The following is a 24,303-nucleotide window of genomic DNA, read 5'->3' as shown; positions in this document are numbered from 1 at the left end:
AGGCCATTTTCCCTTACGGAAACGGCAAGTGGCAACGGGCCGGCAACAAAGACGATTGTCCTATTTGCAACCGGCCCGATTTCTTACTTGGGCGCGAGCACCATCAGCATCTGACGGCCTTCCATGCGCGGATAGGCTTCCACCTTGGCGGTTTCGGCGATATCCGTCTGCACGCGCTGGAGCAGCGCCATGCCGAGCTGGCCGTGGCTCAGCTCGCGACCGCGGAAGCGCAGGGTGATCTTCACCTTATCGCCCTCGTCGATGAACTCGGCGACCTTCTTCATCTTGGTGTTATAATCATGGTCGTCGATGTTGGGACGCATCTTGATCTCTTTGATCTCCTGCGTCTTCTGGCTCTTGCGGGCGAGGTTCGCCTTCTTCTGCGCCTCGTATTTGAACTTGCCGACATCGAGGAACTTGGCCACCGGCGGATCGGCGTTGGGCGACACTTCGACCAGGTCGAGACCGACCTCGCGCGCCTGCTCCATCGCCTCGCGGGTGTACATGACACCCAGATTCTCGCCCTCTCCGTCGATCACGCGGACCTTGGGCGATACGATGAATTCGTTGAAGCGAGGGCCGTTCATCGGCGGCGCCTGCCGGGTCATTGGGGGTCGGATAGGTATAGCTCCTGTAGTTGTGACGACTGTATATAGCGATTTAGGCGTTATAGCGAAAGGTGTGGCGCTAGGTTCTCTTGCCGCCCGCCGTCATCCCAGCGAAAGCTGGGATCTCAAGCGCTTGGCGCGGGACGGGAGCCGCTTGGGACCCCAGCTTTCGCTGGGGTGGGGCAGAGGCTTACAAATCCGGCGCCTTGGCATCCTCCGCGAGCTTTGCAATCACGTCGTCGAGCGCCAGGAATTGCTGCCGATCGCTGCCCAACTGGCGGAGCGCGACGGTGCCTTCCTCCGCCTCGCGTTTGCCCACCACCAGCAGGTTGGGCACCTTGGCCAGCGAATGTTCGCGCACCTTGTAGTTGATCTTCTCGTTGCGCAGATCGGTCTCCACCCGCAGCCCCGCCGCGCGCAGCTTCGCCGTCACTTCCGCTGCATAATCATCGGCATCCGACACGATCGTCGCCACCACCGCCTGCACCGGGGCCAGCCATAACGGGAAACGCCCGGCATGATGCTCGATCAGGATGCCGAGGAAGCGTTCGAACGTGCCGAGGATCGCGCGGTGCAGCATCACGGGGCGGTGGCGCTCGCCATCCTGCCCGACATAGCTGGCATCAAGTCGCTCGGGCAGCACGCGGTCGGACTGAATCGTGCCTACCTGCCAGGTCCGCCCGATCGCATCGGTCAGGTGGAATTCGAGCTTTGGCGCATAGAAAGCGCCTTCGCCCGGAAGTTCCTCGAACTTGGCCTTGATCGAGTCGCTGAGCGAGGATTGCAGCACCGCCTCGCGCAGTTCTGCTTCGGCCTGATCCCACATATCGTCGCTGCCGAAGCGCTGTTCGGGGCGCAGCGCGAGCTTGACGGCATAATCCTCGAATCCGAGGTGCTTGTACACGCTGTCGAGCAGGTCGATGAATTGCGCGACTTCGCCGATCAACTGGTCTTCGCGCACGAACAGATGCGCGTCATCCTGCGTGAACTGGCGCACGCGCATGATGCCGTGCAGCGCGCCATGCGGTTCGTTGCGGTGGCAGCAGCCGAATTCGGCGAGGCGCAGCGGCAGATCGCGATACGATTTGATCCCCTGGCGGAAGATCAGCACGTGCGCCGGGCAGTTCATCGGCTTCAGCGCCATCAGATCGGCGGTGCCGCTGAAGATCGCGGCCGCATCGTCCGTGTTCGGGATCTCGTCCGGCACGACGAACATGTTCTCGCGATACTTTCCCCAATGGCCGGATTGCTCCCACTGGCGCGCGTCCATCAACTGCGGCGTCTTGACCTCCTGATAGCCCGCCGCATCGAGCCGGCGGCGCATATAGGCCTCCAGTTCGCGCCACAGGATATAGCCCTTGGGGTGCCAGAAGACCGAGCCCTGCGCTTCGGACTGGAGATGGAACAGGTCCATTTCCTGGCCGATCTTGCGATGATCACGCTTAGCCGCTTCCTCGAGCATCAGCAGATGCGCATCGAGCTGCTTCTTGTTGAGCCACGCGGTACCGTAGATGCGGCTGAGCATCGCATTGTTCTGATCGCCCCGCCAATACGCACCGGACACGCGCGTCAGCTTGAACGCCTGCGGATCGAGCTTGCCGGTCGAGACCATGTGCGGCCCGCGGCACATGTCGAGCCACTGGCCCTGGCGGTAGATCGTCAGCTCCTCGCCATCGGGCAGTTCGGCGGCCCATTCGGCCTTGAACGTTTCGCCCTGCCTGGTCCACGTCTCGATCAGCTGCTCGCGGCTCCACACTTCGCGGATGAACGGCTCGTTATTCGCGATGATGCGGCGCATCTCCGCCTCGATCGCGGGCAAATCCTCGTCGGTGAACGGGCGGTCTTTAGGGGCGAAATCGTAATAGAAGCCGTCGTCCGTCGCCGGGCCGAAGGTGATCTGCGTGCCCGGGAACAGATGCTGTACCGCCTCGGCCATGACATGCGCGAAATCGTGCCGGGCGAGCTCCAGTGCGTCCTTTTCGTCGCGCGCGGTGACCAGCGCCAGTTGTGCGTCCTGCTCGAACGGGCGCATGATGTCGCGGAGTTCGCCATCGACGCGCGCGGCGATTGCCGCCTTGGCGAGGCCCGGACCGATCGCCGCGGCGATGTCCGCCGGGGTAGTGCCCGGCGCTACCTCGCGGACGGAACCGTCAGGCAGCGTTATGCGGAACATCTCGGACATCGGGAAACGGTCTTTCGTGACTAGGGCAGAGGGCGGGGCTTATGCCTGCAGCGGCTATATAGGCAAGCTTGCGTGTAGAGGCGAGTGTGGTGCGGGATGCGGCCGCCCCGTATAGCGCCGTCATCCTGAACTCGTTTCAGGATCCATGGTGCCGGAATGGCAATGCTCACCCCATGCCGCCGGACTTAGCCGCCCGATGGATCCTGAAACAAGTTCAGGATGACGGAAGGTGGAGGCGTTACGCCACGCCGAACGGCACGACGCAATTCGCCGCATAATGCCCGATCTGCGCGCGGCCCAGATAGGGTACCCCCATATCCGCGCACCAGCGCACGATCATCTGCTCGGGCGTGTCGTTGAACACCACGTCATTCTCGATCACGTCGCCCACCACGCCCAGCCGCACGCCGGCAATGCCCTTCAATTGCGTGGCATGCGCCATAGTGAACAGCATGCGATCGATGCGGTAGAGCGGTTCGCTGATTTCCTCGATCATCAACACGTGATCGGTGAGATCGGGGAGATATTTCGAGCCGATCAGCGCGGTCAGGATCGACAGGTTGAACGCGGCATGAGGCCGCGCGTCGATAGTCGGTTCGAGTGACCGGCGATCGCCGCTGATCAGCCAGGAGAGCGCGCGCGATACGCACGCAGCATGATCGTTTTTGCGGCGGATCTCGCTCGGCATCGGCCCGTGCGCCTGCCGCCCGATGCGGCTGGCATACAGTGCGCCGAGCAGAAACCCCATGTCGGAATAGCCGAGATAGGTCTTGCGGCGCGCGGCGTCATTCAGTTGCGGCAGCACCGTATCGAGGATGCGATTGGCGCCATAGCCGCCGCGCGCGAACCAGATCGCGTCGAACGCGGGATCATTGGCATATTCCAGGAACGCGGCGCTGCGCACCGCATCCGACCCGGCGAAATGCCCGTCGCTCAAAAAGCATTGCCGGTGGAACACGATATCCACTTCGGGAAAGCTGACCGCGACCAGCGCCTGCATCATGCTCTCCACCGACGGGTCGATTGGTCGTGCCGGGCTGACCACGCCGATGCGCATGCGGAAATTCGCCTTGTCTGTGGGGCGCTTGCCCCGTTGCCGAAATGCCGCGATAGCCCGCGGTCATGGAAACGCGCAAATCCTACTTCTTCGTTGGCGTCGGTGGCTCGGGCATGATGCCGCTGGCAATGATTCTTGCCGGCCGCGGCGATCAGGTCGCGGGCTCGGACCGCGCGCTGGATAGCGGCGCCTTGCCCGCCAAGTTCGCCGATCTCACCGCCAAGAGCGTGGCGCTGTTCCCGCAGGACGGCAGCGGGATCAGCTCGGCCGACCAGATTGTCGTCGCTTCCGCCGCGGTCGAGGCGACCGTGCCGGATATCGTCGCCGCCGAGGCGGTGGGCGCGGCGCGGCTGAGCCGCGCCGAGCTGCTCAGCCAATTGTTCAACGCCGGCGTGCTGCCGATCGGCGTGGCGGGGACGAGCGGCAAATCGACCGTGACGGGCATGATCGGCTGGATCCTGCACGCCTGCGGGCGCGATCCGACGGTGATGAACGGCGCGGTGATGAAGAATTTCGTGGCCCCGCAAGCGCCGTTTGCCAGCGCGCTGGTCGGGCAGGGCGAGGCGTTCGTCTCGGAAGTGGACGAGAGCGATGGCTCGATCGCGCTTTATCATCCCAAGATCGCCGTGCTCAACAATGTCAGCCTCGATCACAAGAGCCTGGAGGAACTGCGCGCGCTGTTCGGCACGTTTGCCGGCAGAGCGGTGACCACCGTGGTCAATGTCGGCGATGCCGAATCCGCGGCGCTGGCGATGAGCCTGCCGCGCGACCGGCTGGTGACCTTCGCGATCGATGCCTCGGCCGATCTGCGCGCGGAAAATCTGCTGCCGGAGCCGTTCGCCATCGGCTTCGATCTGGTCAAGGGCGGCGAGCGCCACAAGGTGCGGTTGTCGGTGCCCGGGCGGCATAACGTGTCGAACGCGCTGGCGGCGCTCGGCGCGGTGCGCGCGGCGGGCGTGCCGCTGGCCGAGGCGATCACCGCGATCGCCGGATTTGTCGGCCTGAAGCGGCGGTTCGAGCTGGTCGGCGAAGCCGGCGGCGTCGCGGTCATCGACGATTTCGGGCACAATCCCGACAAGATCGCCGCCACGCTGGAGACGTTGCACGCGTTTCCCGGCCGGTTGCTCGTGCTGTTCCAGCCGCATGGCTATGGGCCGCTCAAGGTCATGCGCCGCGAGCTGGTGGCGATGTTCGCCGAACGGCTGGCGGCAGGCGACGTGCTGGTGCTGCCCGATCCGGTCTATCAGGGCGGCACCGTCAATCGCGAAGTGACCAGTGCGGACATCGTCGCGGAGATCGCGGCGACGGGGGCGCAGGCGGCGCACATCGCCGATCGCGCAGGTGCGGCGGCGCATCTGGTGGCGCTGGCGCGGCCGGGGGATCGCATCGTCGTGATGGGCGCGCGCGATGATACGCTGAGCCTGCTGGCGGGGGACATGCTGGGGCAGCTGAGCTAGCCACATCTACTACAGCGCCGTCCCGGCGGTCGCCGGGTTGGCAGCGAGGTCGATGGCTGACACTCGTTATGCCGCGTGATATTCTGCGCAAGCATCAGCCACGAGGTATCCCATGTTCCGCCGCCTGTTCCTCGACCACCCCGAATCGGTCGGCGAGAGCTTCACCGAGCATTTCGGCGTCGCCTCCAGCTTCGGGCTGACGATGATCGCGGCGGGCTGCGCCAGTGTCGTGCATGCCTTCATTCCGGCACTGTTCAAGACCACGGGTAGCCGCACCGTGGCACGGCTCAATCAGCGGATCGTGGATATGCGCGCGGCGAAGGCAGCCGATGAGGCGCAGCGCAAGACGGTCGAATACGTCATCTGAGGCGCGATCGGGGACGGGCGAGGGGGCTTCGTCGTACGGTAAACTCACTTCGTCCGGAAAGGTTCCACACAAACCTGCGCGGGGGTTTCCACCCCGCCGCCGACCTGCTTTGTGACCCTCAGTGAACGATTGGACCTGAGGGGGTCATATGAAATTCCGGGCTTTTGCAGTGCGTTGTGCACTGGCAGTATCGTGCGTCCTGATGGGGGCGACCCCAGCCGCGGCGCAGTTCTGGCAGTGCGCGCCCTATGCCCGGTCGATCTCCGGCATCAATATCCATGGCAACGCGCACACCTGGTGGGCGCAGGCTGCCGGTCGGTATGACCGCGGCCAGGCGCCCAAGGTTGGCGCTGTACTGTCGCTGCAATCGAGCGGCCGCATGCGGCTTGGCCATGTCGCAATGGTCTCCGGCGTGATCAACGACCGCGAAGTCACGCTGACGCACGCCAACTGGTCGCGCCGCGGCGGGATCGAGCGCAACGTGCGCGCCATCGACGTGTCGGCCGCGGGTGACTGGAGCATGGTCAAGATCTGGTTCGCCGCCAATGGCGATCTCGGCACCACCGCCTATCCGGCCAATGGCTTTATTTATGCCAACGGCGCGACCACCGATGACGTCGCCCCGCTGCCGTCGGTAACGATGGCCTCGACCGACGCGGCCAAGACGATCGGCGTGCTTTCGCTGGTCAACCGGGTGGCGTTCTAAACCAGCGGATCGGGCCTAGCGCTTCGCCCGGAACGTCATCGCCGCGCCGTTCATGCAATAGCGTTTGCCCGTCGGCTTGGGGCCGTCATCAAACAAATGCCCGAGATGCCCGCCGCAGTTGCGGCAATGCACCTCGGTCCGGGTGAAGCCCAGCGACCCGTCGCGCCGCGTGCGCACCGCATTGGCCAGCGGCTGCCAGAAGCTCGGCCAGCCCGTCCCGCTCTCGAACTTGGTCGCCGACGAAAATAGCGGCAGCGCGCAACCGGCGCAGGAAAACACGCCTGCGCGATGCTCGGCATTGAGCGGGCTGCTGTACGGCCGCTCGGTCGCCTCGTGGCGCAGCGTTTGGTAAGCGGCGGGCGACAGCCTGGCTTTCCACTGCGCGTCGGTCAGGACATAGGCGAACTTCTCAGGCGCGGCCGTCGCGCCGCGGCAGCCGAACAGCGCGAAGGCGGCAGCGCCGGAGCCGGCTAGGGCGAGGAAGGTGCGGCGGTCGTGGGGCATGGGCGTTCTCGCATCGGGCATCTGGTGTGGATGTAAGTACGCGGGGCGGGGGTTGCGAGATGCAGCATTTCCCCACCTGTCACCCCGGCGAAAGCTGGGGTCTTCAGGCGGCGGGGAAGCGTCCGCCCCACATAGACCCCAGCTTTCGCTGGGGTGACGGTTTGGGGGGGCGATTGCATGCGGCATTTCAGTATTTGCTGATCGTCACCGGCAGCTTCTTATACCCATGCACGAAGCATTGCGCCACGCGCTCCGGCTCGCGCAGCACGTTCACGCGCATCCGTCGCTTGGCCATCTCTGCCAGCAGCGTCGCGATCTGCAGCTCCGCCAGCCGCGCGCCGACGCAGCGGTGGATGCCGTGCCCGAAGGCCAGATGCCGCCGCGCATTGGGGCGATCGACGATGATCCGGTCGGCATCCTCGAACACGCTCTCGTCGCGATTGGCCGAGAGATACCACAGGATCAATTTGTCCCCGGCGGCGATGTTCTGACCCATCAGTTGGACGTCGCGCGTCGCCGTGCGGCGCATATGCGCAAGCGGCGTCTGCCAGCGGATTGCTTCCTGCACGGCATTGGAGATCAGCCCGGGATCGGCTTCCAGTTTGCTGCGTGAATCAGGAAATTTGTCGAGCCCGTAGACCAGGCCGGTCATCGTGTTGCGGGTGGTATCATTGCCGCCGACGATGAGCAGGATGAGATTGCCGAGAAATTCGAGATGATCCATCTCGCGCATGGCATCCGAATGGACCATCATCGAGATCAGGTCCGGCGCGGGGGGCTGGCCGACTTTCTGGTTCCACAAGTTCTGAAAATAGGCACCGCATTCATACATATGGCCGAGCCGTTCGGCGCGCTTGTTCCCGTCCTTGATCAGCTCGATATCGCCCGCCCAATCAGACCAGAAGGTCAGCTTGCGCCGGTCTTGCCAGGGGAAGTCGAACAGGATCGCCAGCATCTGCGTGGTCAGTTCGATCGACACGCGATCGACCCAATCGAATTCTTCGCCCCACGGCAATGTATCGAGGATTTCGCCCGTACGGTGGCGGATGTCGTCGCTCATCCGCACCATTTCCGAGGGCGTGAAGGCGGGCGCGACGGTACGGCGCTGACCGGTATGTTTGGGACGGTCCATGGCGATGAACATCGGCATCTCCACCGTGTCGTCATATGCGAGGAAGTCGGCGATGGTGATGCCGCCGGCCTGGCTGGAATAGATGTCGGGCAGCGACTCGACCTCGATGATGGGATGGTAGCCGGCGATCGACCAATAAGGGCCATAGTCGCTGTGCTCGACGCGGTGGACGGGGCTGTTGGCGCGCAATTCGCGAAATGGCGCGTGCCAAAGATCGTCACGGTACAAAGCTGCGCGGCTCATATCGAACGGATCCGCGCGCATTTCCGGCTGCAGCATCGTGGCCATTGTCCCTCTCCTTTTGACGATAGAAGAACCCTAACTGACATCGAGGTCAATAGTGTTTGAACCGAATCCCGCTACCCGGTCGTCATGCTGAACTCGTGTCAGGAGCCAGGCGCGGTCAAACGATCCACGGAAGGTGCCGGTTTTGGCAACCAGCCGCGCCTGGATGCTGAAACAAGCTCAGCATGACGGAATGAGGTGGGGCGGGGCTATCGCCCCAGCAACGCCTTGATGCTGAACTTGCCGCTGCCCGATTGCAGCACGCCGCGGCGGAAGGCACGCGCGCCGAGCGTGATGACGATCGCTACCCACAAGGCTTGCCACGCCAGCGCCAGCAGATGCGGCCAGAGTTCCGGCCGGTTTGCCGCGCGCGCCGCCATGGCGAACGGCGACGAGAGCGGAAACCATTCGGCAAAGGTCGCCACGGCGGTCCCCGGCTGCGACGCGGCGACCGAGGCTAGGCCGAACATCGCCACCTGCACGATGGTGATCGGTAGCGACAGCATCTGGATCTCGCGCATCGTTGAGGCCTGCGCGCCGACGCTCAAGAAAACAGCGCCGAGCAGCATGTACGCCATGGTGAAATAAGCGAAGAACAGCATGACATAAGCGGGCATGCCGATCGCCGGGCCAATCGTGGCGAGATTGGCGGCGAGCCCCGGCGGCGCGATTGCGCTGATCTGGCTGACCAACGTGCCCCAGAAGGCGACGAACAACACCGCCACGCCGAACATGCCGAGCAATTTACCGAGAAAAACCGATTCGAGCGGCACGGCGGCGGCCAGCACCTCGATCACCTTGTTGCTGCGCTCCTCCGCCATCGTGCCGACCGCTTGCCCCGCCAGCAGCAGGGTAAGGAAGAAAATGCCGAATACGGTGAAGAACGCTGCCTGGTTTTTGCCGCCGATCGACACTTTGGCGCTGACCACGGATTGCTTGCTCGGCTGGCTCAGTGGCGTCGCCCCGCCGCTGCGCTCGGCGCGCAACGTGGCCTCGGCCAGTTCGGCGAGATAATCTGCGGTGCGCGATCCTTGCGCGCCGTACAGGATCGTCGGTGTCGCCAGCGGTCCATAGAGCACCGCCGAGACGTCATACTCCTTGGCCTGCAATTCGGCGCGGGCGCGGGCGGCCGAATCGGGGCCAGGCGCTTCAGTGACCAGCACTGGCGGGCGTTCGTCGCGGCCGCGGAAAATCCGGCGCAAGCGCGTATCGATCGCGTTCATCGTGCGCGCCTGCTCGGCCGTCACGATCGCGACGATACGATCCTTGTGGTCGTTACCATCGCGCAGGCTGGCCGCGCCCAGCCCGCCGATCGCGCCAAACGATCCCATGATCAGCGGCGCAAACAGGAACAGCAGGAAAGTGGGCGTGAACACCGTGGCGACGAAATCGCGCCGCGCGATGGTCAGTGTCTGGCGGATCAACCGCCGCGTGTTGCTGGTTGGCGTGGTCATGCCGCTTTCTCCAGCGATGCCGCTTCGTCGTCCTGCGCCGCCGCACCGACGATGCGCACGAACGCCTCGTGCAAGCCCGGCCGCTCGATCGAGAGCGTGGCGATGCCAAAGCCGGCATCGATCAGCCGCTTGAGGATCGCCTCGGCGCCGTCCTCCGGCACGGTAAAGCTCCAGCCCGTGCTGTCGCGCATCGCGTCCGCCGGCAGCAACGCGGCGATGCCGTCCCCGTCATGATGCGGCACATACAATGCCTTCATCGGCAGCGTGCCGCGTGCCTCCGCTACCGTGCCCTCGAAGCGGCGCTTGCCCCCGGCGATGATGCACAGCCGATCGCACAGCCGCTCGGCATGCCCCATCACATGCGTGGAAAAGAGGATCGTCGCCCCGCGATCCCGCTCGGCGATGATCAACGCTTCCAGCCGTTCCTGATTGACCGGATCGAGCCCGGAAAAGGGCTCGTCCAGCACCAGCAGATCGGGGCGATGCACCACCGCGCCCAGCAGCTGCACCAATTGCGCCATGCCCTTGGAGAGTTTGCGAATCTTCTGATCGACCGCGTGGCCGAGCCCCGCTGCCTCAAGCAGCTCCACCGCGCGCTTGCGCCCGGTCTGCCGATCCAACCCGCGCAGCGCGCCGAGAAAGGCGATCGCATCCTTGGCCTTCATCGCTGGATAAAGCCCGCGTTCTTCGGGCAGATAGCCGACCAGGTCACTTGCCTCGCGTGGTCGATCATGACCGAGCAACGTACGGCTGCCACCGTCCGGCTCGATGATGCCGAGCAGCATGCGCAGCGTGGTCGTCTTGCCCGCGCCGTTGGGGCCGAGCACGCCGTAGATCGCGCCCTTGGGCACGGCGATATCGACGCCGTCGACCACGCGACGGCCACCGAAATTCTTGATCAGCCCGGTGGCGCTGATCGCCAATGTGTCGCTTGTCACTTGGGCGCCCCTTACATCCGCTCTATCTCCGCCGTACGGCAAAGGTGTTGGCGTTTCCTCAACGTGGTAGCGGTGTGCGGTGCAGCAAGACAAGTCACTCACCGATCGGTTGAAAGCGAAAGCGGCGGAACTGGGGTTCGTCGCGTGCGGGGTGGCGCGCGCCGATGCCGCGCCGCAGACCGCCGCCCGGCTGCGGCAGTGGCTGGGGGAGGGGCTGCATGGCGGCATGATCTGGATGGAGGAGCGCGCCCACCACCGCGAATCGCCCGCCGGCCTGTGGCCCGAGGTGCGCAGCGTGATCGCGCTCGGCATGAGCTATGCGCCCGCGGTCGATCCGCTGGCACTGGCCGGGGCAGGGGAGGTGGGCCGCATCTCGGTCTATGCGCAAGGGTCCGATTATCACGACGTGATCAAGCGCAATCTGAAGACGCTGGCCCGCTGGCTGGTCGCCGAGCTACCCAGCGATGTGCCCCACGATCTCAAAGTGTTCGTCGATACCGCGCCAGTGATGGAAAAGCCGCTGTCCGAGGCGGCGGGGCTCGGCTGGCAGGGCAAGCACACCAATCTGGTCAGCCGCGATCATGGCAGCTGGCTGTTCCTCGGCGCGATCTACACGACGTTGGATCTTACCCCCGATCGCCCGGGGCTCGACACGTGCGGGTCGTGCGACGCCTGCCAGCGCGCCTGCCCCACCAGCGCCTTTCCCGCGCCCTACCGGCTCGATGCCCGGCGCTGCATCTCGTATCTCACGATCGAACATGCCGGCCCGATCCCCGAGGAATTTCGCGCGAGCATCGGCAACCGCATCTATGGCTGCGACGATTGCCTGGCGGTGTGCCCGTGGAACAAGTTTGCCGCCACAGCGAGCGCCAATTTGGCCTTTGTGCCACGCGCGGAACTGACCGCGCCGGAGCTGGCGGATCTGCTGGCCCTGGATGATGCGGGGTTTCGCCAGGTATTTGCGGGCTCGCCGATCAAGCGCATCGGGCGCGATCGGATGGTGCGCAACGCCGCGATTGCGGCGGGGAATAGCGGGTCGGCAGCGCTGATTGCGCCGCTGTCGCGGTTGTTAGAAGACCCATCGGAGGTCGTTAGCGACGCGGCGCGCTGGGCTTTGTCACAGTTGTCGCCCGCCGGGTGAACGCCGTCCGTTTCGGCTACCACTGTATAGCGCCGCCTGGATATCGCGGCGGCAGCGACTGCTCGCGCAAACGAAAAGGCCCCCTCCCGCGCGGGGAGAGGGCCTTTCTTTAGCCGGGCAGGTGATCAGGCCCCGAAGGTGCGCTGCCACCAACCGCGGCGCGGGCTGCCTGCCTCACCCGGATCGGCGTCGATCTCGCGTTCGGCGGGCATGACTTCCGGCTCCGGCGCTGCCTCCGGCTCGGCCACTGGGGCATCAGCCACCGGTGCGGTGACCGCCTTGGGCTTGCGGCGCGGCGCAGCCTTGGGAGCTGGAGCAACCGGTGCGTCCGCTTCGGGGCTCACCTCAGCTTCAGTCGCCTTCTTGCGCGGCGCGCGGCGTTTTTTGGGCGCTGCCTCTTCCGAGATCGGCGCATCCATTAGCGCCGGGCTTTCCATCGCGACGGTCTCGGTGGGAGCAACCTCGGCCTCCACCGTGTCGGCCTTTTTGCGACGGCTGCGCTTGGGCTTGGCCGGTGCTTCTGGCTCGGCTTCGGCAACCGGCGCTTCCACCGCAGACTCCGCTTCCACCATCGGCGCGGTCTCGGCAACGGGCGCGGTATCGGCGGCGCGGGCGCGCGGGCGACGACGGCCCTTTTTGGGCGCGTCCTCGACCTGAGCGACCGGCTCGGGGGCTGGCGCCTCGGCAACCGGCGCATCGTCGGCCACCTCGACATCGCCCTCGACAGCGTCGCCGCTGCGCTCGACGCGATCGCCCTCATTGCGGCGACCACCACGACGCCCGCGACGGCCACGCCGACGACGGCCTTCGCCGCCTTCTTCGTTTACCGGTTGCTCGTTGCCATCGACCTCTGGGGCTTCATCGGCGACATCGGCGTCGATCTCGGTGTCGACTGGCTCCTCGGTCGTCGCCTCGTCGCCTTCGCGCGCTTCTTCGCCCTCAGGGCGATTGCGCCCACGGCGCCCACGACGGCGGCGACGCTTGCGCCCGCCTTCATCGTCGGCCGAACGCTCGGTGCGTTCACGCGGTTCGCGCGGGGCGCGCGGCTCGGCCGCTTCCTCGACCTCGTCGTCGTCCTCGATCTCGTCGAATTCTTCCTCGATTTCCTCGGGATAGTCTTCCTCGATCTCGACGATCGGCGCGGCGAAGCGCGGCGCGTAAGCGGGCGGCGGGCCGGCCACTTCGACCGACATGCGCGCGCCTTCCTGCTCGCCATCCGGCGTCACTTCGATGGTCACGCCGTAGCGCTCCTCGATCTCGGCGAGATCGCTGCGCTTGCGGTTGAGCAGAAAGAAGGCGGCTTCGGCGCTCGCGTGCAGCGTCAGCACCGACCCACGGCCCTGCGCGGCTTCATCCTCGATCAGGCGAAGTGCCGACACGCCCGACGACGATGCCGTGCGCACCAGGCCGGTGCCTTCGCAATGCGGGCACTGGCGGGTGGAGGCTTCGAGCACGCCGGTGCGCAAGCGCTGGCGGCTCATTTCCATCAGACCGAAGCTGGAGATACGGCCGACCTGGATACGCGCGCGATCGTTTTTCAGCGCATCCTTCATTGCCTTCTCGACCTTGCGGACGTTCGAGCTGTTATCCATGTCGATGAAATCGATCACGACAAGGCCGGCCATGTCGCGCAGCCGCAACTGGCGCGCGATTTCGGTCGCGGCTTCGAGGTTGGTCGCGGTGGCGGTCTGCTCGATCGAATGCTCGCGCGTCGAACGGCCCGAGTTGATGTCGATCGACACCAATGCCTCGGTCGGGTTGATCACCAGATAGCCGCCCGATTTGAGCTGCACCACCGGGTGGTACATCGCGGAGAGCTGCTCCTCGACGCGCGCGCGCTGATACAGCGGCACGGCATCGGAATAATGCTTCACCTTGCGCGCATGGCTGGGCATCAGCAGCTTCATGAATTCGCGCGCCTGCTGATAGCCCTCGACGCCCTCGACGATGACCTCGTCGATATCCTTGTTATAGATATCGCGGATCGCACGCTTGAGCAGATCGCTATCGCCATAGACGAGCGCGGGCGCGGAGGATTCGAGCGTCTTCTCGCGAATCCCGTCCCACAGGCGGGCGAGATAGTCGAAATCGCGCTTGATCTCCTGGCGCGTGCGCTGGAGCCCGGCGGTGCGCACGATGCAGCCCATCGAGGGAGGCAGCTTCATGTCCGCCATGATCGACTTCAGGCGCTTGCGATCGCCGGCGTTGCTGATCTTGCGGCTGATCCCGCCGCCATGCGACGTGTTGGGCATCAGCACGCAGTAACGACCGGCGAGCGACAGATAGCTGGTCAGCGCCGCGCCCTTGTTGCCGCGTTCTTCCTTGACGACCTGGACGAGCAGCACCTGACGGCGACGGATCACGTCCTGGATCTTGTAGCGATGGCGCAGATTGGTGCGGCGCTCGCGCAGATCCTCGGCGGCTTCGTCATTGGCACTGCTGCGCTTGCGACGACGGCCGCGCGGTTCGGCCGCGCCTTCGGCGACGACTTCGGCCTCTACGCCGCCATCGTCCTCGAAACGCTCGACGCTGTCTTCGTCGATCTCATCGTCGTCGAGCTCGCCGCCCGAGGTGTAGCCACCATCGTCGTCATGCAGTTCATCGTCGTCATCGTCATGCTCGGCGCGCAGCGCCATTTCCTCGGCAGCATGCTCGGCCTCTTCGCGCAGCAACGCTTCGCGATCTTCCTTGGGGATCTGATAATAATCAGGGTGGATTTCGCTGAACGCCAGGAAACCGTGGCGATTGCCGCCATAATCGACGAACGCCGCCTGCAGCGATGGTTCGACGCGGGTAACCTTGGCGAGATAGATATTGCCCTTGAGCTGTTTGTGCTCGGACGATTCGAAATCAAATTCCTCGATTCGGTTTCCATTGACCACGGCGACCCGGGTTTCTTCCCGGTGGCGTGCGTCGATCAGCATACGCATTGTCATGTAATTCTCTCCGGGCGCGCGGTCCGGTGCCTGGGGCTCCCCGCGCGCGATTGTGATGCGGCGGCGCAGGGGGCGGAGTGCCGCCCGATTGCGTGCCGTCGATGGACAACATTGCCTCTGCACGCTGAGCACGCCCCGGCATCTGGCCCTGGGCGCCTGCCACGTCCGCGATCCCGCCGGCAAAAGCCGGTCGGCGCGGAGGGCAGGGGGAATGCATCATGCGTACGTCAACCTGGATCGGCCGCGCCTGGAACGGCGCGTGCCATGTGGACCGGTCGGCAGAATGCCATGCCGGTGCGCACCGATGACTAGCACCGGACTTTGTTTACAGCAACTGGGCTCAATGGCGGTGATGTTCAGCTTTTGGTATGGCCGTCGCGAAGTCGCGATAAGAACATGAGAATTCGGCATTAACCGTATCGCTTCACCACGCCGGAAGGCAGTGGGGCTATGACCACGGGCATGGTGTTTAACTTTATCACCCCGCCTGGCGCTCATGTCTTTTGACTGGACCGCGTCCGCATCGGCGCGGCAATACCATCGCGTGTCATTGTTTCTCACCCTTTTGGTCTGCTGGTTCACCGGCGTTCCAGCCGTGGCGGCGACGATCGAGCGCGTGGCGATCGCGCGCGATCGCATCGTCGTGCAGGCCGACGCGCGGGTGATCGGTGCTTCGGCGGTGACGTTGGCCGGGCCCAACCGCCTGGCGCTCGACGTTGCAGGCGTCCAACCGGGCAAGCGCAGCGCGCTCGGCGGGCCGGTCCGCGCGGTGCGGCAATCGGCGCGCCGGGATGGCGTGCGCATTGTGTTCGATCTGTCGCGCCCGGTGGTCATCAGTGGGGGTAGTTTCGGCGCTGATGGGCGCACGCTGACGCTGGAGCTGCGCGGCGTTGACGATGCGCGCTTTGCCCGTGCGGCGGCGCAAGGTCGGCTCAGCTTCCTGCCTCCGATCGGCCTCCAGGCGGCGGCCCCGCGGCGCAAGTATGAACTGACCATCCCGCTGCCGCGGCCGAGCAAGAAGCCGAAACTGCCGCCGATTTATGGAGATGACGCCAGCCGCCCCTTGGTGGTGATCGATGCCGGGCATGGCGGGGTCGATCCGGGCGCGATCGCGCCTTCCGATCAGTTGCGCGAAAAGGATGTGACGTTGCGTATCGCCAAGGCGATCCGCGACGAGCTGGTGCGATCTGGGCGGGTGCGCGTCGCGCTGACGCGCGAGGATGATCGCTTTCTCGTGCTGCAGCAACGTTACGGGATTGCGCGCAGGCTCAAGGCCAATCTGTTTATCTCGATCCATTGCGACAGCGTCGGTTCGGGCACCGCCAGTGGCGCCTCGGTCTATACGCTGTCGGAAGTGGCCTCCGACAAGCAAGCGGCGCGGCTGGCGGCGCGCGAGAACAAGGCGGATATTATCGGCGGGATCGATCTCGGTGGTACCACCGCGGACATTTCCTCGATCCTGATCGATCTGACGCAGCGCGAGACAATGAACGCCTCGGCCAATTTCGCGCGCTTGCTCGGCCGGGAGGCGCAGCCGCTGATCCCGCTTAAGGCGAATTTTCACCGGATGGCATCGCTGATGGTGCTGAAAGCGCCGGACATGCCCTCGATCCTGTTCGAGACGGGCTATATTTCGAACCCCGGCGACGCCGCGTTCATCGATTCAGCGGACGGTCGCAAACGCATCGCGCAAAGCGTGCGGCGTGCGGTGGAGGTGCATTTCGCGCGGCGGCTGGCGGGCAACTGATCGCGTATCCGACACAATTCGCGACACTTTCTGGCAGATCATGGCACATCCTGGCGACAGCCGGGTTTCATACCTGCACTCAGGCCGACGCGATCGGCCGGCACAAGGAGTTTAGGTTATGAACAAGATCATGCTCGCTTTGGCAGGCCTGGGCTTCGCTGCGGCCGCCGTTCCGGCCAGCGCCGCGCCGTGGCAGAACATCAACCAGCGCCAGGCCAATATGTATCAGCGGATCGATCAGGGCATTCGTACGGGCGCACTCAACCGCAATGAAGCAACGCGGTTGAAAACGCAGTTCCGCACGCTGGCCAATCTCGAGCAGCAATATCGTCGCAGCCGTCCCGGCCTTACCCAGGCCGAACGCCGCGATCTCGATCGCCGCTTCGACACGCTGAACCAGCGCATCCGCGTCCAGAAGAACGACCGCCAGGGCGCTCGTCGCTGATCCCGGCGCAAGCGCGTTAGCGGCAGCGGCCCCGCCAGTGATGGCGGGGCCGTTTCGTTTTAGCGGGGGTGTTTGTTTGCGGTGCCCGGGCGTCGCTATTACAGCGGTCTTGCCGAATTCTTCCAGCGATAGTCGGCAGCGCAAGCGCCGCCAATCGTGAACAAATCCGGCGTCATGCCGCGTCGCCGTTGCTCTTCATCCGCGCCGGCGCCGACACGGGATGTCGGACTGGCGCGTTCTCAGTCTTTCTTGCGCCCGGCGAACATCACCGCTGCGGCGACTGCGGCCGAGCCGATGCCGACGCCAAGCCCGATCGCGGCGATCGGCCAGTTCTTCTTGTCCGCATCGGCTGCCAGCCGCTCCTTGGCGGCCTTGGCACGTGCCGCCGCGGCGACGATCTCGTTGGGTTCCTGGTCGGACACGCTCACTCTCCGGATTTGGGTTCTTTTCGATATGCCTCGCGGAAGCCGTTGGCAAATACCGACAGCCGCCGATCGGCGATCGCGGCGCGCAGATCGGCCATCAGCGCCTGATAGAAATACAGGTTATGCTCGGTCATCAGCATCGCGCCCAGCATCTCGTCCGAGCGCACCAGATGATGGATATACGCGCGCGTCCAGGTGCCGCACACCGGGCATGCGCAAGCCGGATCAAGCGGGCCCTGATCCTCGCCGAAGCGCGCATTGCGCAGGTTGATCGGCCCGCCGCGGGTGAACGCCTGTCCCGTGCGGCCCGAACGGGTGGGCAGCACGCAATCGAACATGTCGATGCCGCGCTCCACCGCGCCGACGATATCATCGGGCTTGCCCACACCCATCAGATAGCGCGGCTTGTCGGCGGGCAATTGATCGGGCGCGAAATCGAGGCAGCCGAACATCGCTTCCTGGCCTTCGCCGACCGCCAGGCCGCCGACCGCATACCCATCGAAGCCGATGGCGGTAAGATCGCTGGCGCTCTCCGCACGCAAGCGCTGATCGAGCGCGCCTTGCTGGATACCGAAGATCGCTGCGCGCGCGGCATGCTCGCCGCCGCCGTCGAACGCATCGCGGCTGCGCCGCGCCCAGCGCATCGAGCGCGCCATCGCGGCGGCCTGCACCTCGCGCGTCGAGGTGGTGGGCACGAGTTCGTCGAACGCCATGACGATGTCGGAGCCCAACAGCCGCTGGATCTCGATCGAGCGTTCCGGGCTGATCGTGTGCTTGGAGCCATCGAGATGGCTGCGGAAAGTGACGCCGTTTTCATCCCGCTTGGTCAGATCGCTGAGGCTCATCACCTGATAGCCGCCTGAATCGGTCAGGATCGGCCGGTCCCAGCCCATGAAGGCATGCAGCCCGCCCAAGCGCGCGACGCGCTCCGCGGTCGGGCGGAGCATCAGGTGATAGGTGTTGCCAAGAATGATGTCCGCGCCGGACGCGCGCACATCGCCCGGCTTCATCGCCTTGACGGTGGCGGCGGTGCCCACCGGCATGAAGGCCGGCGTGCGGATCTCGCCGCGCTGCATGCGAATCGCGCCGGTGCGCGCCTTGCCGTCGGTGGCGGCGATCGTGAAATCGAAACGGGGGGTCATGGGGGTCCCATGCCGTCTTGGCTGGTACGTGTCGAGTATGCCTGCCGTTACCCGAGCGAAGGGTGGGGTCTCATGCGGCTTCTGTCTCGCCTATGCTGCGTGAGACCCCAGCGTTCGCTGGGATGACGGCGGAGCCCTTATTTGCGCTTGCCCGGCGGCCGTGGCGGGATGGCGCTGCGGATCGTCAGCAGCTCCGCACGGGTCAGCGTGCCGTTCTTGTCCACGTCATAACGATCGAACAGGCGATCGAATTCGGTAGTCAGTTCGGCCAGCGTGATGCGGTCATCATTGTCGGTATCGACGCCATATTGGCTGGGCAGCGCATTGGCGTCCCCCAGCCAGCGCAGCGCCCAGTCACCATAGCCGATATAACCGATATCGGGCTTGCCCTGCGCGACGCCGGCAAAGCTGCGCGCGAGGCAGGCGTGCAGCTCGACGCGTGTCACCACCGCATCGCCATCGCCATCTTCATCGCAGGCCGCGATCAGCAATGCCGCGGGTTCGGCGACGATCGAGGCGAACGGCTGCGGCTGGGCGCCCGGCACCGGTGGCGCGGGTTGCTGGACGGCGGCAAACAGGAGCGCGGCGAGCAGCATCATTGATCCTTCGTCGGCAGCAACAGGCTGGCATCGCCGTAGCTGTAGAAACGATAGTCGTTGTCGATGGCGTGCGCATAGGCCGCCTGCATGCGTTCGCGGCCCATCAGCGCGCTGACCAGCATGAACAGCGTGGAGCGCGGAAGATGGAAATTGGTCATCAGCCCGTCCACGCCGCGGAAGCGATAGCCGGGGGTGATGAAGATCGCGGTATCGCCTTCGAACGGGCGGACGAGATGGTCCTCGTCGCTCGCGCTTTCGATCAGGCGCAGGCTCGTCGTGCCGACCGCGATGACCCGGCCGCCAGCGGCGCGGGTGGCGTTGAGCCGGTCGGCGGTGGCGGGGTCGATGCGGCCCCATTCGGCGTGCATCTGATGCGCGTCGGTATCCTCCGCCTTGACCGGCAGGAACGTGCCCGCGCCGACATGCAGCGTGAGCGTGGCGTGGCCGATCCCCGCAGCATCGAGCGCCGCCATCAATTCGGGAGTGAAGTGCAGCGCGGCGGTGGGGGCGGCAACGGCGCCCTTTTCCGCTGCGAACATCGTCTGGTAATCGTCCAGATCGCTGGCATCGGCGGGGCGCTTGGCGGCGATATAGGGCGGCAATGGCATGCGACCGGCGCGGTCGAGCAGCAGCTCGACCGGCTCGTTACCGGCAAAGGTCAGCGCGACGCTGCCATCGGCCAGTTTATCGGAGGCGATCGCCGACACGCCCTGGCCGAAATCGATGCTGTCCCCCTCGCGCAGTCGCTTGGCGTTGCGCACGAAGGCGCGCCAGCGGCGGGGCCCCTCGCGCTTGTGCAGCGTCGCGCCGATCTTCGCCCCCGACGCGCCTTGCGCGTCGCGATCCGCGGCGGCGCGCGTGCCTTCGAGCTGCGCCGGGATCACGCGCGTATCGTTGAACACCAGCAGATCGCCGCGCCGCAATTGCCCGGGCAGATCGCCGACGTGAAGGTCGCGTGTCTCGGCGCCGTCGAGCACCAGCATCCGCGCGGCATCGCGCGGGCTGGCCGGGCGCAAGGCGATGCGCTCCGGCGGCAGTACGAAATCAAACAGATCGACGTTCATCGGTACGGTCCCCGCCCGCGAGCGGGGCGTTAGCTTATTTCTTGGCGGCAGGCTTTGCGGCGGCGGGCTTGGGCGCGGGCTTTGCGCCGGGCACGGGCAGCGGTGACGGCGCGGCGACGGGCGGGGGCGGGGCATAGGCCGGCGGGCCATCCGCCGCGATATAGGCATGCACGATCTTCGACGGGTTGGCCGGCGGTTCGCCACGCTCGATCGCATCGACATATGGCATGCCCTCGATCACGCGGCCGAATACGGTATATTTCTTGTCGAGGCTGAGCCGCGGCTGGAAGACGATGAAGAACTGGCTGTTGGCGCTGTCCTTGTCTTCGGCGCGCGCGGCGGAAACCGCGCCGCGCACGTGCGGCAGATAGTTGAACTCGGCCGGCACGTTGGGCAGCGGCGAGCCGCCGGTGCCATCCCCCTTGGGATCGCCGCCCTGCGCCATGAAGCCTTCGATCACGCGGTGGAACGGCAGACCATCATAGAAACGCTGGCGCGTCAGCGTCTTGACGCGCTCGACCATCTTCGGCGCGACATCGGTGCGCAGCCAGATCACCACGCGCCCGCCGGTGGAAAGATCGAGATACAGCAGGTTCTCGGGATCGGTGGCCGAGGCCGGCGCGATGCGCGGTGCGAACACCACGGGGGATTCGACATTCTTAAGCGGCGCGGCCTTTTCCGGGGCCGGCTGCTGCGCCAGCACCGGCGCGGCAAACAGCGCGCACGCAAACGCAATCATGGTGGCAATCGAACGCATCATATCCCCGCGACAATTTCGGCAGTAGCCCGGCGTCTAGAGCAAATCCCGGCTTGCGCCAATCTGAACGTCAGACGCGCCGCTCAGCTCCCTTTGCGGCCGATCGTGGCTACGCGGGCGGCAACTTCGGTCTGGACGCGTGGTGGCACGAACTTGCCGATATCCCCGCCGTACAATGCGATTTCCTTGACCAGCCGGCTGGCGATCGGCTGCAGCGCGACATCGGCCATCAGGAACACCGTTTCGACGCGCGGATTGATCTGCTGATTCATCCCCGCCATCTGATATTCATATTCGAAATCGGCGACGGCGCGTAAGCCCCGGACGATCACTTTGGCGCCTTGGCGTTCGGCGAAATCCATCAGCAGCGAATCGAAACTGACCACATCGATATCACCACCAATCTCCTCGACCTCGCGCTGCACCATCGCCATGCGCTCTGCGATGCTGAACATCGGCGATTTAGAGGCATTGGTGGTGACGCCGACGACCAGCCGATCGACCAGTTTCGCGCCGCGGCGGATGATGTCGGTATGGCCGAGCGTGATCGGGTCGAACGTGCCGGGATAAACGCCGATGCGGGTGGTCATGTCATTAGCTCCCAAACCGAGAAGCCGTCATCCCAGCGGACGCTGGGATCTTCGTGAGGCGAGCGCGACGTACGCCCCACAGAGACCCCAGCCTTCGCTGGGGTGACGGGAAGGTCAGTGATCGCGCGTCATCACGAAGCGCGCTATATCGCGCAGCACGTCCGCTTCCGGGCCGTAGGCGTGCAGATGCGCGATCGCCTGATCAACCAGCATGCGCAATTGCTCACGGGCCCGATCGAGCCCGAGCAGCGACAGGAACGTCTCCTTGCCCGCCGCCGCATCCTTGCGCAGCGCCTTGCCGGCGAGCTGTTGATCGCCCTCGACATCCAGAATGTCGTCGGCGATCTGGAAAGCGAGGCCGAGATCGCGGGCATAACCGCGCAGACTCGTGCGCCCCTCGATCGGCAACCGACCGAGGATTGCGCCGGCCTCGACCGACGCCGCGATCAGCGCGCCGGTCTTCATCGCCTGCAGGCGGGTGACGGTGGGCAGATCGAAGCTCGATTTTTCCGCTTCAAGATCCATCATCTGCCCGCCGGCCATGCCGTTCGGGCCGGAAGCGCGCGCCAGATCGGCGATCAGCTCGGCGCGGACGAACGGGTCGGCATGCGTCGCCGGATCGGCGAGCACGTCGAAGGCCAAGGCGTGCAGGCAATCGCCGGCAAGGATCGCCGTTGCCTCGCCAAACGCGACATGCGCGGCGGGCTTGCCGTGGCGCATATCGTCATTGTCCATCGCCGGCAGATCATCGTGAGTCAGCGAATAGACATGGATGCATTCGATCGCGAGCCCCGCGCGCCCGGCGCAATCGCGATCCACCGCGAACAATTGCGCGGTTGCCTGCACCAGCAACGGCCGCAGCCGCTTGCCGCCGCCGATCGCGGCATGGCGCATCGCGCGGTACAGATCGGCGCGCGGATCGCTCGGCACCTCGAGCAATGCATCGAAACGCGCATCGATATCGCGCGCGACCTCGGTCAGCGCTCCCTGCAGCACGGGTGATGCCCCCCCCATAGTGTCAGCCTGCGGCAAAGGGTTGCGTGCCCGCAGCGCGGCCGTCGGCGTCGGTACGGATTGATTCGATGCGCGATTGGGCGGCATCAAGCCGCTCCTTGCAGCGCAGCCGCAATTTGTCGCCACGCTCGTACAGCGCGATCGCGCCTTCCAGCGGCTCGTCGCCGGATTCGAGCCGGCCGACGATCGCCTCCAGCTCACGCAGCGCCGCTTCGAACGACAGCTCTTCGACGGGAGGTTGAACGGGGTTAATATCCATGGCCGCGCTATGGCCTGTGCGGGCGACGGGGGTCAAGGATACACGGCACGCGCGCTGCGTTGAGCAAGCGACGTTTCAGGAGCTTTTTCCATGTTTACCAGCATCAACCCTGCCACCGGCGCGCCTGGCGAGAGCTTTGCCGAGCTGACCGCGGACGAGATCGAGACCAAGCTGCAGCGCGCCGCGCAGGCCTATAAATCCTGGCGCGCGACCGATTATGCCACGCGCACGGCGCTGCTTTCGGCGATCGCCGAGCAATTCGAGGCCAACCGCCAGCGGCTCGCCGAGATCGCCGTCCGCGAGATGGGCAAGACGCTGAAATCGGCGCTGGCCGAGGTCGATAAATGCGCGGTCGGTTTCAGGCATTATGCGCAGGAAGGGCCGGCGATGCTCGCCCCGCGCGAGATCGCCACCTCGGGCGGCAGGGCCACGGCGCGCTGGCTGCCGATCGGTGCGGTGCTGGCCGTGATGCCGTGGAACTTCCCCTATTGGCAGGTCGTGCGCTTCCTCGCGCCGACGATCATGGCGGGCAATGTCGGGCTGCTCAAGCACGCCTCCAGCGTGCAGGGCGTCGGTGCCGCCATCGAGGAGATGGTGATCGCGGCGGGCGCGCCGGCCGGCCTGTTCCAGAATCTCGCGATCAAATCCGACAAGGTCGATGCGCTGATCGCCGATGATCGCATCGCGGCGGTGACGCTGACCGGCAGCGAGGGCGCGGGGATGAAGGTCGCCGAAGCCGCCGGTCGCGCGCTGAAAAAGGTCGTGCTCGAGCTGGGTGGCTCGGATCCGTTCATCGTCATGCCCTCCGCCGATCTCGATCTCGCGGCCAAGACGGCGGTCACCGCGCGGGTGCAGAATACCGGTCAATCCTGCGTCTGCGCCAAGCGCATGATCGTCCATGCCGATATCTATGATGCGTTCCTGGAGAAATTTGCCGCCGGCATGCAGGCGGTGAAAGCCGGCGATCCGATGGACGCGGCCACCGATATCGGGCCGCTGTCGAGCGAGGCGCAGCGCCAGACCGTGCTGGATCAGCTTGAAATGATCCAAAAGGAAGGCGGCAAATTGCTGTTCGGCGGCGAGGCCCTGCCGGGCAAGGGCGCGTATATGTCCACCGGCATCCTGGTCGACGTGCCGATCGATCATGCCGTCGCCAAGGAAGAATTGTTCGGCCCTGTCGCCATGCTGTTCAAAGTGGACGATATCGATGCGGCGATCGCGCTGGCCAATGATGTGCCATTTGGCCTCGGCTCGTCGATATGGACCAACGATGCGGCCGAGCGCGAGCGCTTCGAGCGCGAGATCGAGGCCGGGATGACCGCAGTCAATCAGATGCTGTCCAGCAGCCCCGAGGCGCCGTTCGGCGGAATCAAGCGCTCTGGACATGGGCGGGAACTGGGCCCCTACGGGCTGCACGAGTTCATGAATTTGAAGACCGTGCTGGGGTAAGCGAGCGCGCATAGCTACGTCACCCCGGCCCCCCGCCGGGGTGAC

At 65.4% G+C, this 24,303-nt stretch carries 23 protein-coding genes; 7 read left to right on the top strand and 16 right to left on the bottom strand.

The features are described 5' to 3' along the window. Positions 1-83 precede the first annotated feature (83 nt). The 3 genes from infC to ABC969_RS05810 form a co-directional block, all read right to left on the bottom strand. Positions 84-587: a translation initiation factor IF-3 gene (gene infC / locus ABC969_RS05820; protein WP_345863596.1), complete on the bottom strand. Its 504-nt coding sequence runs from the start codon at positions 585-587 to the stop codon at positions 84-86. A 211-nt stretch (positions 588-798) separates the two neighbouring features. Further along, positions 799-2,790, bottom strand: a complete 1,992-nt coding sequence (gene thrS / locus ABC969_RS05815) for a threonine--tRNA ligase (RefSeq protein WP_345863594.1) — start codon at positions 2,788-2,790, stop codon at positions 799-801. A 238-nt stretch (positions 2,791-3,028) separates the two neighbouring features. Then, on the bottom strand, positions 3,029-3,847 hold the full coding sequence (locus tag ABC969_RS05810; RefSeq protein WP_345863593.1) for an LD-carboxypeptidase: 819 nt from the start codon (positions 3,845-3,847) through the stop codon (positions 3,029-3,031). A 65-nt stretch (positions 3,848-3,912) separates the two neighbouring features. Between ABC969_RS05810 and ABC969_RS05805 the strand changes: the two genes are divergently transcribed. From ABC969_RS05805 to ABC969_RS05795, 3 genes are all read left to right on the top strand, one after another. Further along, positions 3,913-5,304 carry a UDP-N-acetylmuramate--L-alanine ligase gene (locus ABC969_RS05805; RefSeq protein ID WP_345863591.1) on the top strand — a complete coding sequence of 464 codons (1,392 nt, stop codon included), beginning with the start codon at positions 3,913-3,915 and terminating at the stop codon, positions 5,302-5,304. A 112-nt stretch (positions 5,305-5,416) separates the two neighbouring features. After that, positions 5,417-5,671, top strand: a complete 255-nt coding sequence (locus ABC969_RS05800; RefSeq protein ID WP_345863590.1) for a DUF6356 family protein — start codon at positions 5,417-5,419, stop codon at positions 5,669-5,671. A 148-nt stretch (positions 5,672-5,819) separates the two neighbouring features. After that, positions 5,820-6,377: a CHAP domain-containing protein gene (locus ABC969_RS05795; protein ID WP_380808465.1), complete on the top strand. Its 558-nt coding sequence runs from the start codon at positions 5,820-5,822 to the stop codon at positions 6,375-6,377. A gap of 15 nt (positions 6,378-6,392) precedes the next feature. On the opposite strand, the gene msrB is transcribed toward ABC969_RS05795, so the two are convergent. From msrB to ABC969_RS05775, 4 genes are all read right to left on the bottom strand, one after another. After that, positions 6,393-6,881, bottom strand: coding sequence for a peptide-methionine (R)-S-oxide reductase MsrB (gene msrB / locus ABC969_RS05790; protein WP_345863586.1), 489 nt, complete (start codon positions 6,879-6,881; stop codon positions 6,393-6,395). A gap of 187 nt (positions 6,882-7,068) precedes the next feature. Next, positions 7,069-8,301, bottom strand: coding sequence for a cytochrome P450 (locus ABC969_RS05785; RefSeq protein ID WP_345863585.1), 1,233 nt, complete (start codon positions 8,299-8,301; stop codon positions 7,069-7,071). A 206-nt stretch (positions 8,302-8,507) separates the two neighbouring features. Next, the gene (locus tag ABC969_RS05780; protein WP_345863584.1) at positions 8,508-9,752 is read right to left on the bottom strand and encodes an ABC transporter permease; all 1,245 of its coding nucleotides are present in this window, start codon (positions 9,750-9,752) and stop codon (positions 8,508-8,510) included. After that, complete coding sequence (locus ABC969_RS05775; protein ID WP_345863582.1) at positions 9,749-10,690, bottom strand: ABC transporter ATP-binding protein; 942 nt, start codon at positions 10,688-10,690, stop codon at positions 9,749-9,751. Before ABC969_RS05775 ends, ABC969_RS05780 begins: the two co-directional genes overlap by 4 nt. A 79-nt stretch (positions 10,691-10,769) precedes the next feature. Between ABC969_RS05775 and queG the strand changes: the two genes are divergently transcribed. Next, a complete protein-coding gene (queG, locus tag ABC969_RS05770; RefSeq protein ID WP_345863581.1) occupies positions 10,770-11,831 on the top strand; it encodes a tRNA epoxyqueuosine(34) reductase QueG in 1,062 nt (353 codons plus the stop codon). A 125-nt stretch (positions 11,832-11,956) separates the two neighbouring features. Here the strand turns inward: queG and ABC969_RS05765 are convergent, their stop codons facing one another. After that, positions 11,957-14,767, bottom strand: a complete 2,811-nt coding sequence (locus tag ABC969_RS05765; RefSeq protein ID WP_380808470.1) for an Rne/Rng family ribonuclease — start codon at positions 14,765-14,767, stop codon at positions 11,957-11,959. Positions 14,768-15,263: 496 nt separating this feature from the next. On the opposite strand from ABC969_RS05765, the gene ABC969_RS05760 reads away from it, so the two are divergent. Further along, positions 15,264-16,514, top strand: coding sequence for an N-acetylmuramoyl-L-alanine amidase (locus ABC969_RS05760; RefSeq protein ID WP_380808473.1), 1,251 nt, complete (start codon positions 15,264-15,266; stop codon positions 16,512-16,514). Positions 16,515-16,632: 118 nt separating this feature from the next. Continuing rightward, entirely contained in the window at positions 16,633-16,959 is a 327-nt protein-coding gene (locus ABC969_RS05755; RefSeq protein ID WP_345863578.1) for a hypothetical protein, read from the top strand. Positions 16,960-17,198: 239 nt separating this feature from the next. Here ABC969_RS05755 and ABC969_RS05750 read toward each other — a convergent pair whose 3' ends face one another. The 8 genes from ABC969_RS05750 to ABC969_RS05715 all read right to left on the bottom strand — a co-directional run bounded on the left by ABC969_RS05750 (position 17,199) and on the right by ABC969_RS05715 (position 22,809). Further along, the gene (locus ABC969_RS05750; protein ID WP_345863576.1) at positions 17,199-17,381 is read right to left on the bottom strand and encodes a hypothetical protein; all 183 of its coding nucleotides are present in this window, start codon (positions 17,379-17,381) and stop codon (positions 17,199-17,201) included. 2 nt (positions 17,382-17,383) lie between these two features. Beyond that, positions 17,384-18,526, bottom strand: a complete 1,143-nt coding sequence (gene tgt / locus ABC969_RS05745; protein ID WP_345863575.1) for a tRNA guanosine(34) transglycosylase Tgt — start codon at positions 18,524-18,526, stop codon at positions 17,384-17,386. Between the two features lie 137 nt (positions 18,527-18,663). Continuing rightward, entirely contained in the window at positions 18,664-19,125 is a 462-nt protein-coding gene (locus tag ABC969_RS05740; RefSeq protein ID WP_345863574.1) for an EF-hand domain-containing protein, read from the bottom strand. Next, positions 19,122-20,189: a tRNA preQ1(34) S-adenosylmethionine ribosyltransferase-isomerase QueA gene (queA, locus tag ABC969_RS05735; RefSeq protein WP_345863573.1), complete on the bottom strand. Its 1,068-nt coding sequence runs from the start codon at positions 20,187-20,189 to the stop codon at positions 19,122-19,124. The genes ABC969_RS05740 and queA overlap by 4 nt, the downstream gene beginning before the upstream one ends. Before the next feature lie 34 nt (positions 20,190-20,223). Beyond that, positions 20,224-20,946, bottom strand: coding sequence for a peptidylprolyl isomerase (locus ABC969_RS05730; RefSeq protein ID WP_380808952.1), 723 nt, complete (start codon positions 20,944-20,946; stop codon positions 20,224-20,226). Between the two features lie 83 nt (positions 20,947-21,029). Continuing rightward, complete coding sequence (gene coaD, locus ABC969_RS05725; RefSeq protein ID WP_345863570.1) at positions 21,030-21,536, bottom strand: pantetheine-phosphate adenylyltransferase; 507 nt, start codon at positions 21,534-21,536, stop codon at positions 21,030-21,032. Positions 21,537-21,650: 114 nt separating this feature from the next. Beyond that, positions 21,651-22,550 carry a polyprenyl synthetase family protein gene (locus tag ABC969_RS05720; protein ID WP_345863569.1) on the bottom strand — a complete coding sequence of 300 codons (900 nt, stop codon included), beginning with the start codon at positions 22,548-22,550 and terminating at the stop codon, positions 21,651-21,653. Between the two features lie 4 nt (positions 22,551-22,554). Next, positions 22,555-22,809, bottom strand: a complete 255-nt coding sequence (locus ABC969_RS05715) for an exodeoxyribonuclease VII small subunit (RefSeq protein ID WP_345863568.1) — start codon at positions 22,807-22,809, stop codon at positions 22,555-22,557. A 90-nt stretch (positions 22,810-22,899) separates the two neighbouring features. On the opposite strand from ABC969_RS05715, the gene ABC969_RS05710 reads away from it, so the two are divergent. After that, complete coding sequence (locus tag ABC969_RS05710) at positions 22,900-24,258, top strand: NAD-dependent succinate-semialdehyde dehydrogenase (RefSeq protein WP_345863567.1); 1,359 nt, start codon at positions 22,900-22,902, stop codon at positions 24,256-24,258. Positions 24,259-24,303 lie beyond the last annotated feature (45 nt).

The sequence above is a fragment of the Sphingomonas qilianensis genome (assembly GCF_039614825.1).
GTDB classification, from domain to species: Bacteria; Pseudomonadota; Alphaproteobacteria; order Sphingomonadales; family Sphingomonadaceae; genus Sphingomonas; species Sphingomonas qilianensis.
This window is presented reverse-complemented; position numbering and strand designations above follow the sequence as displayed.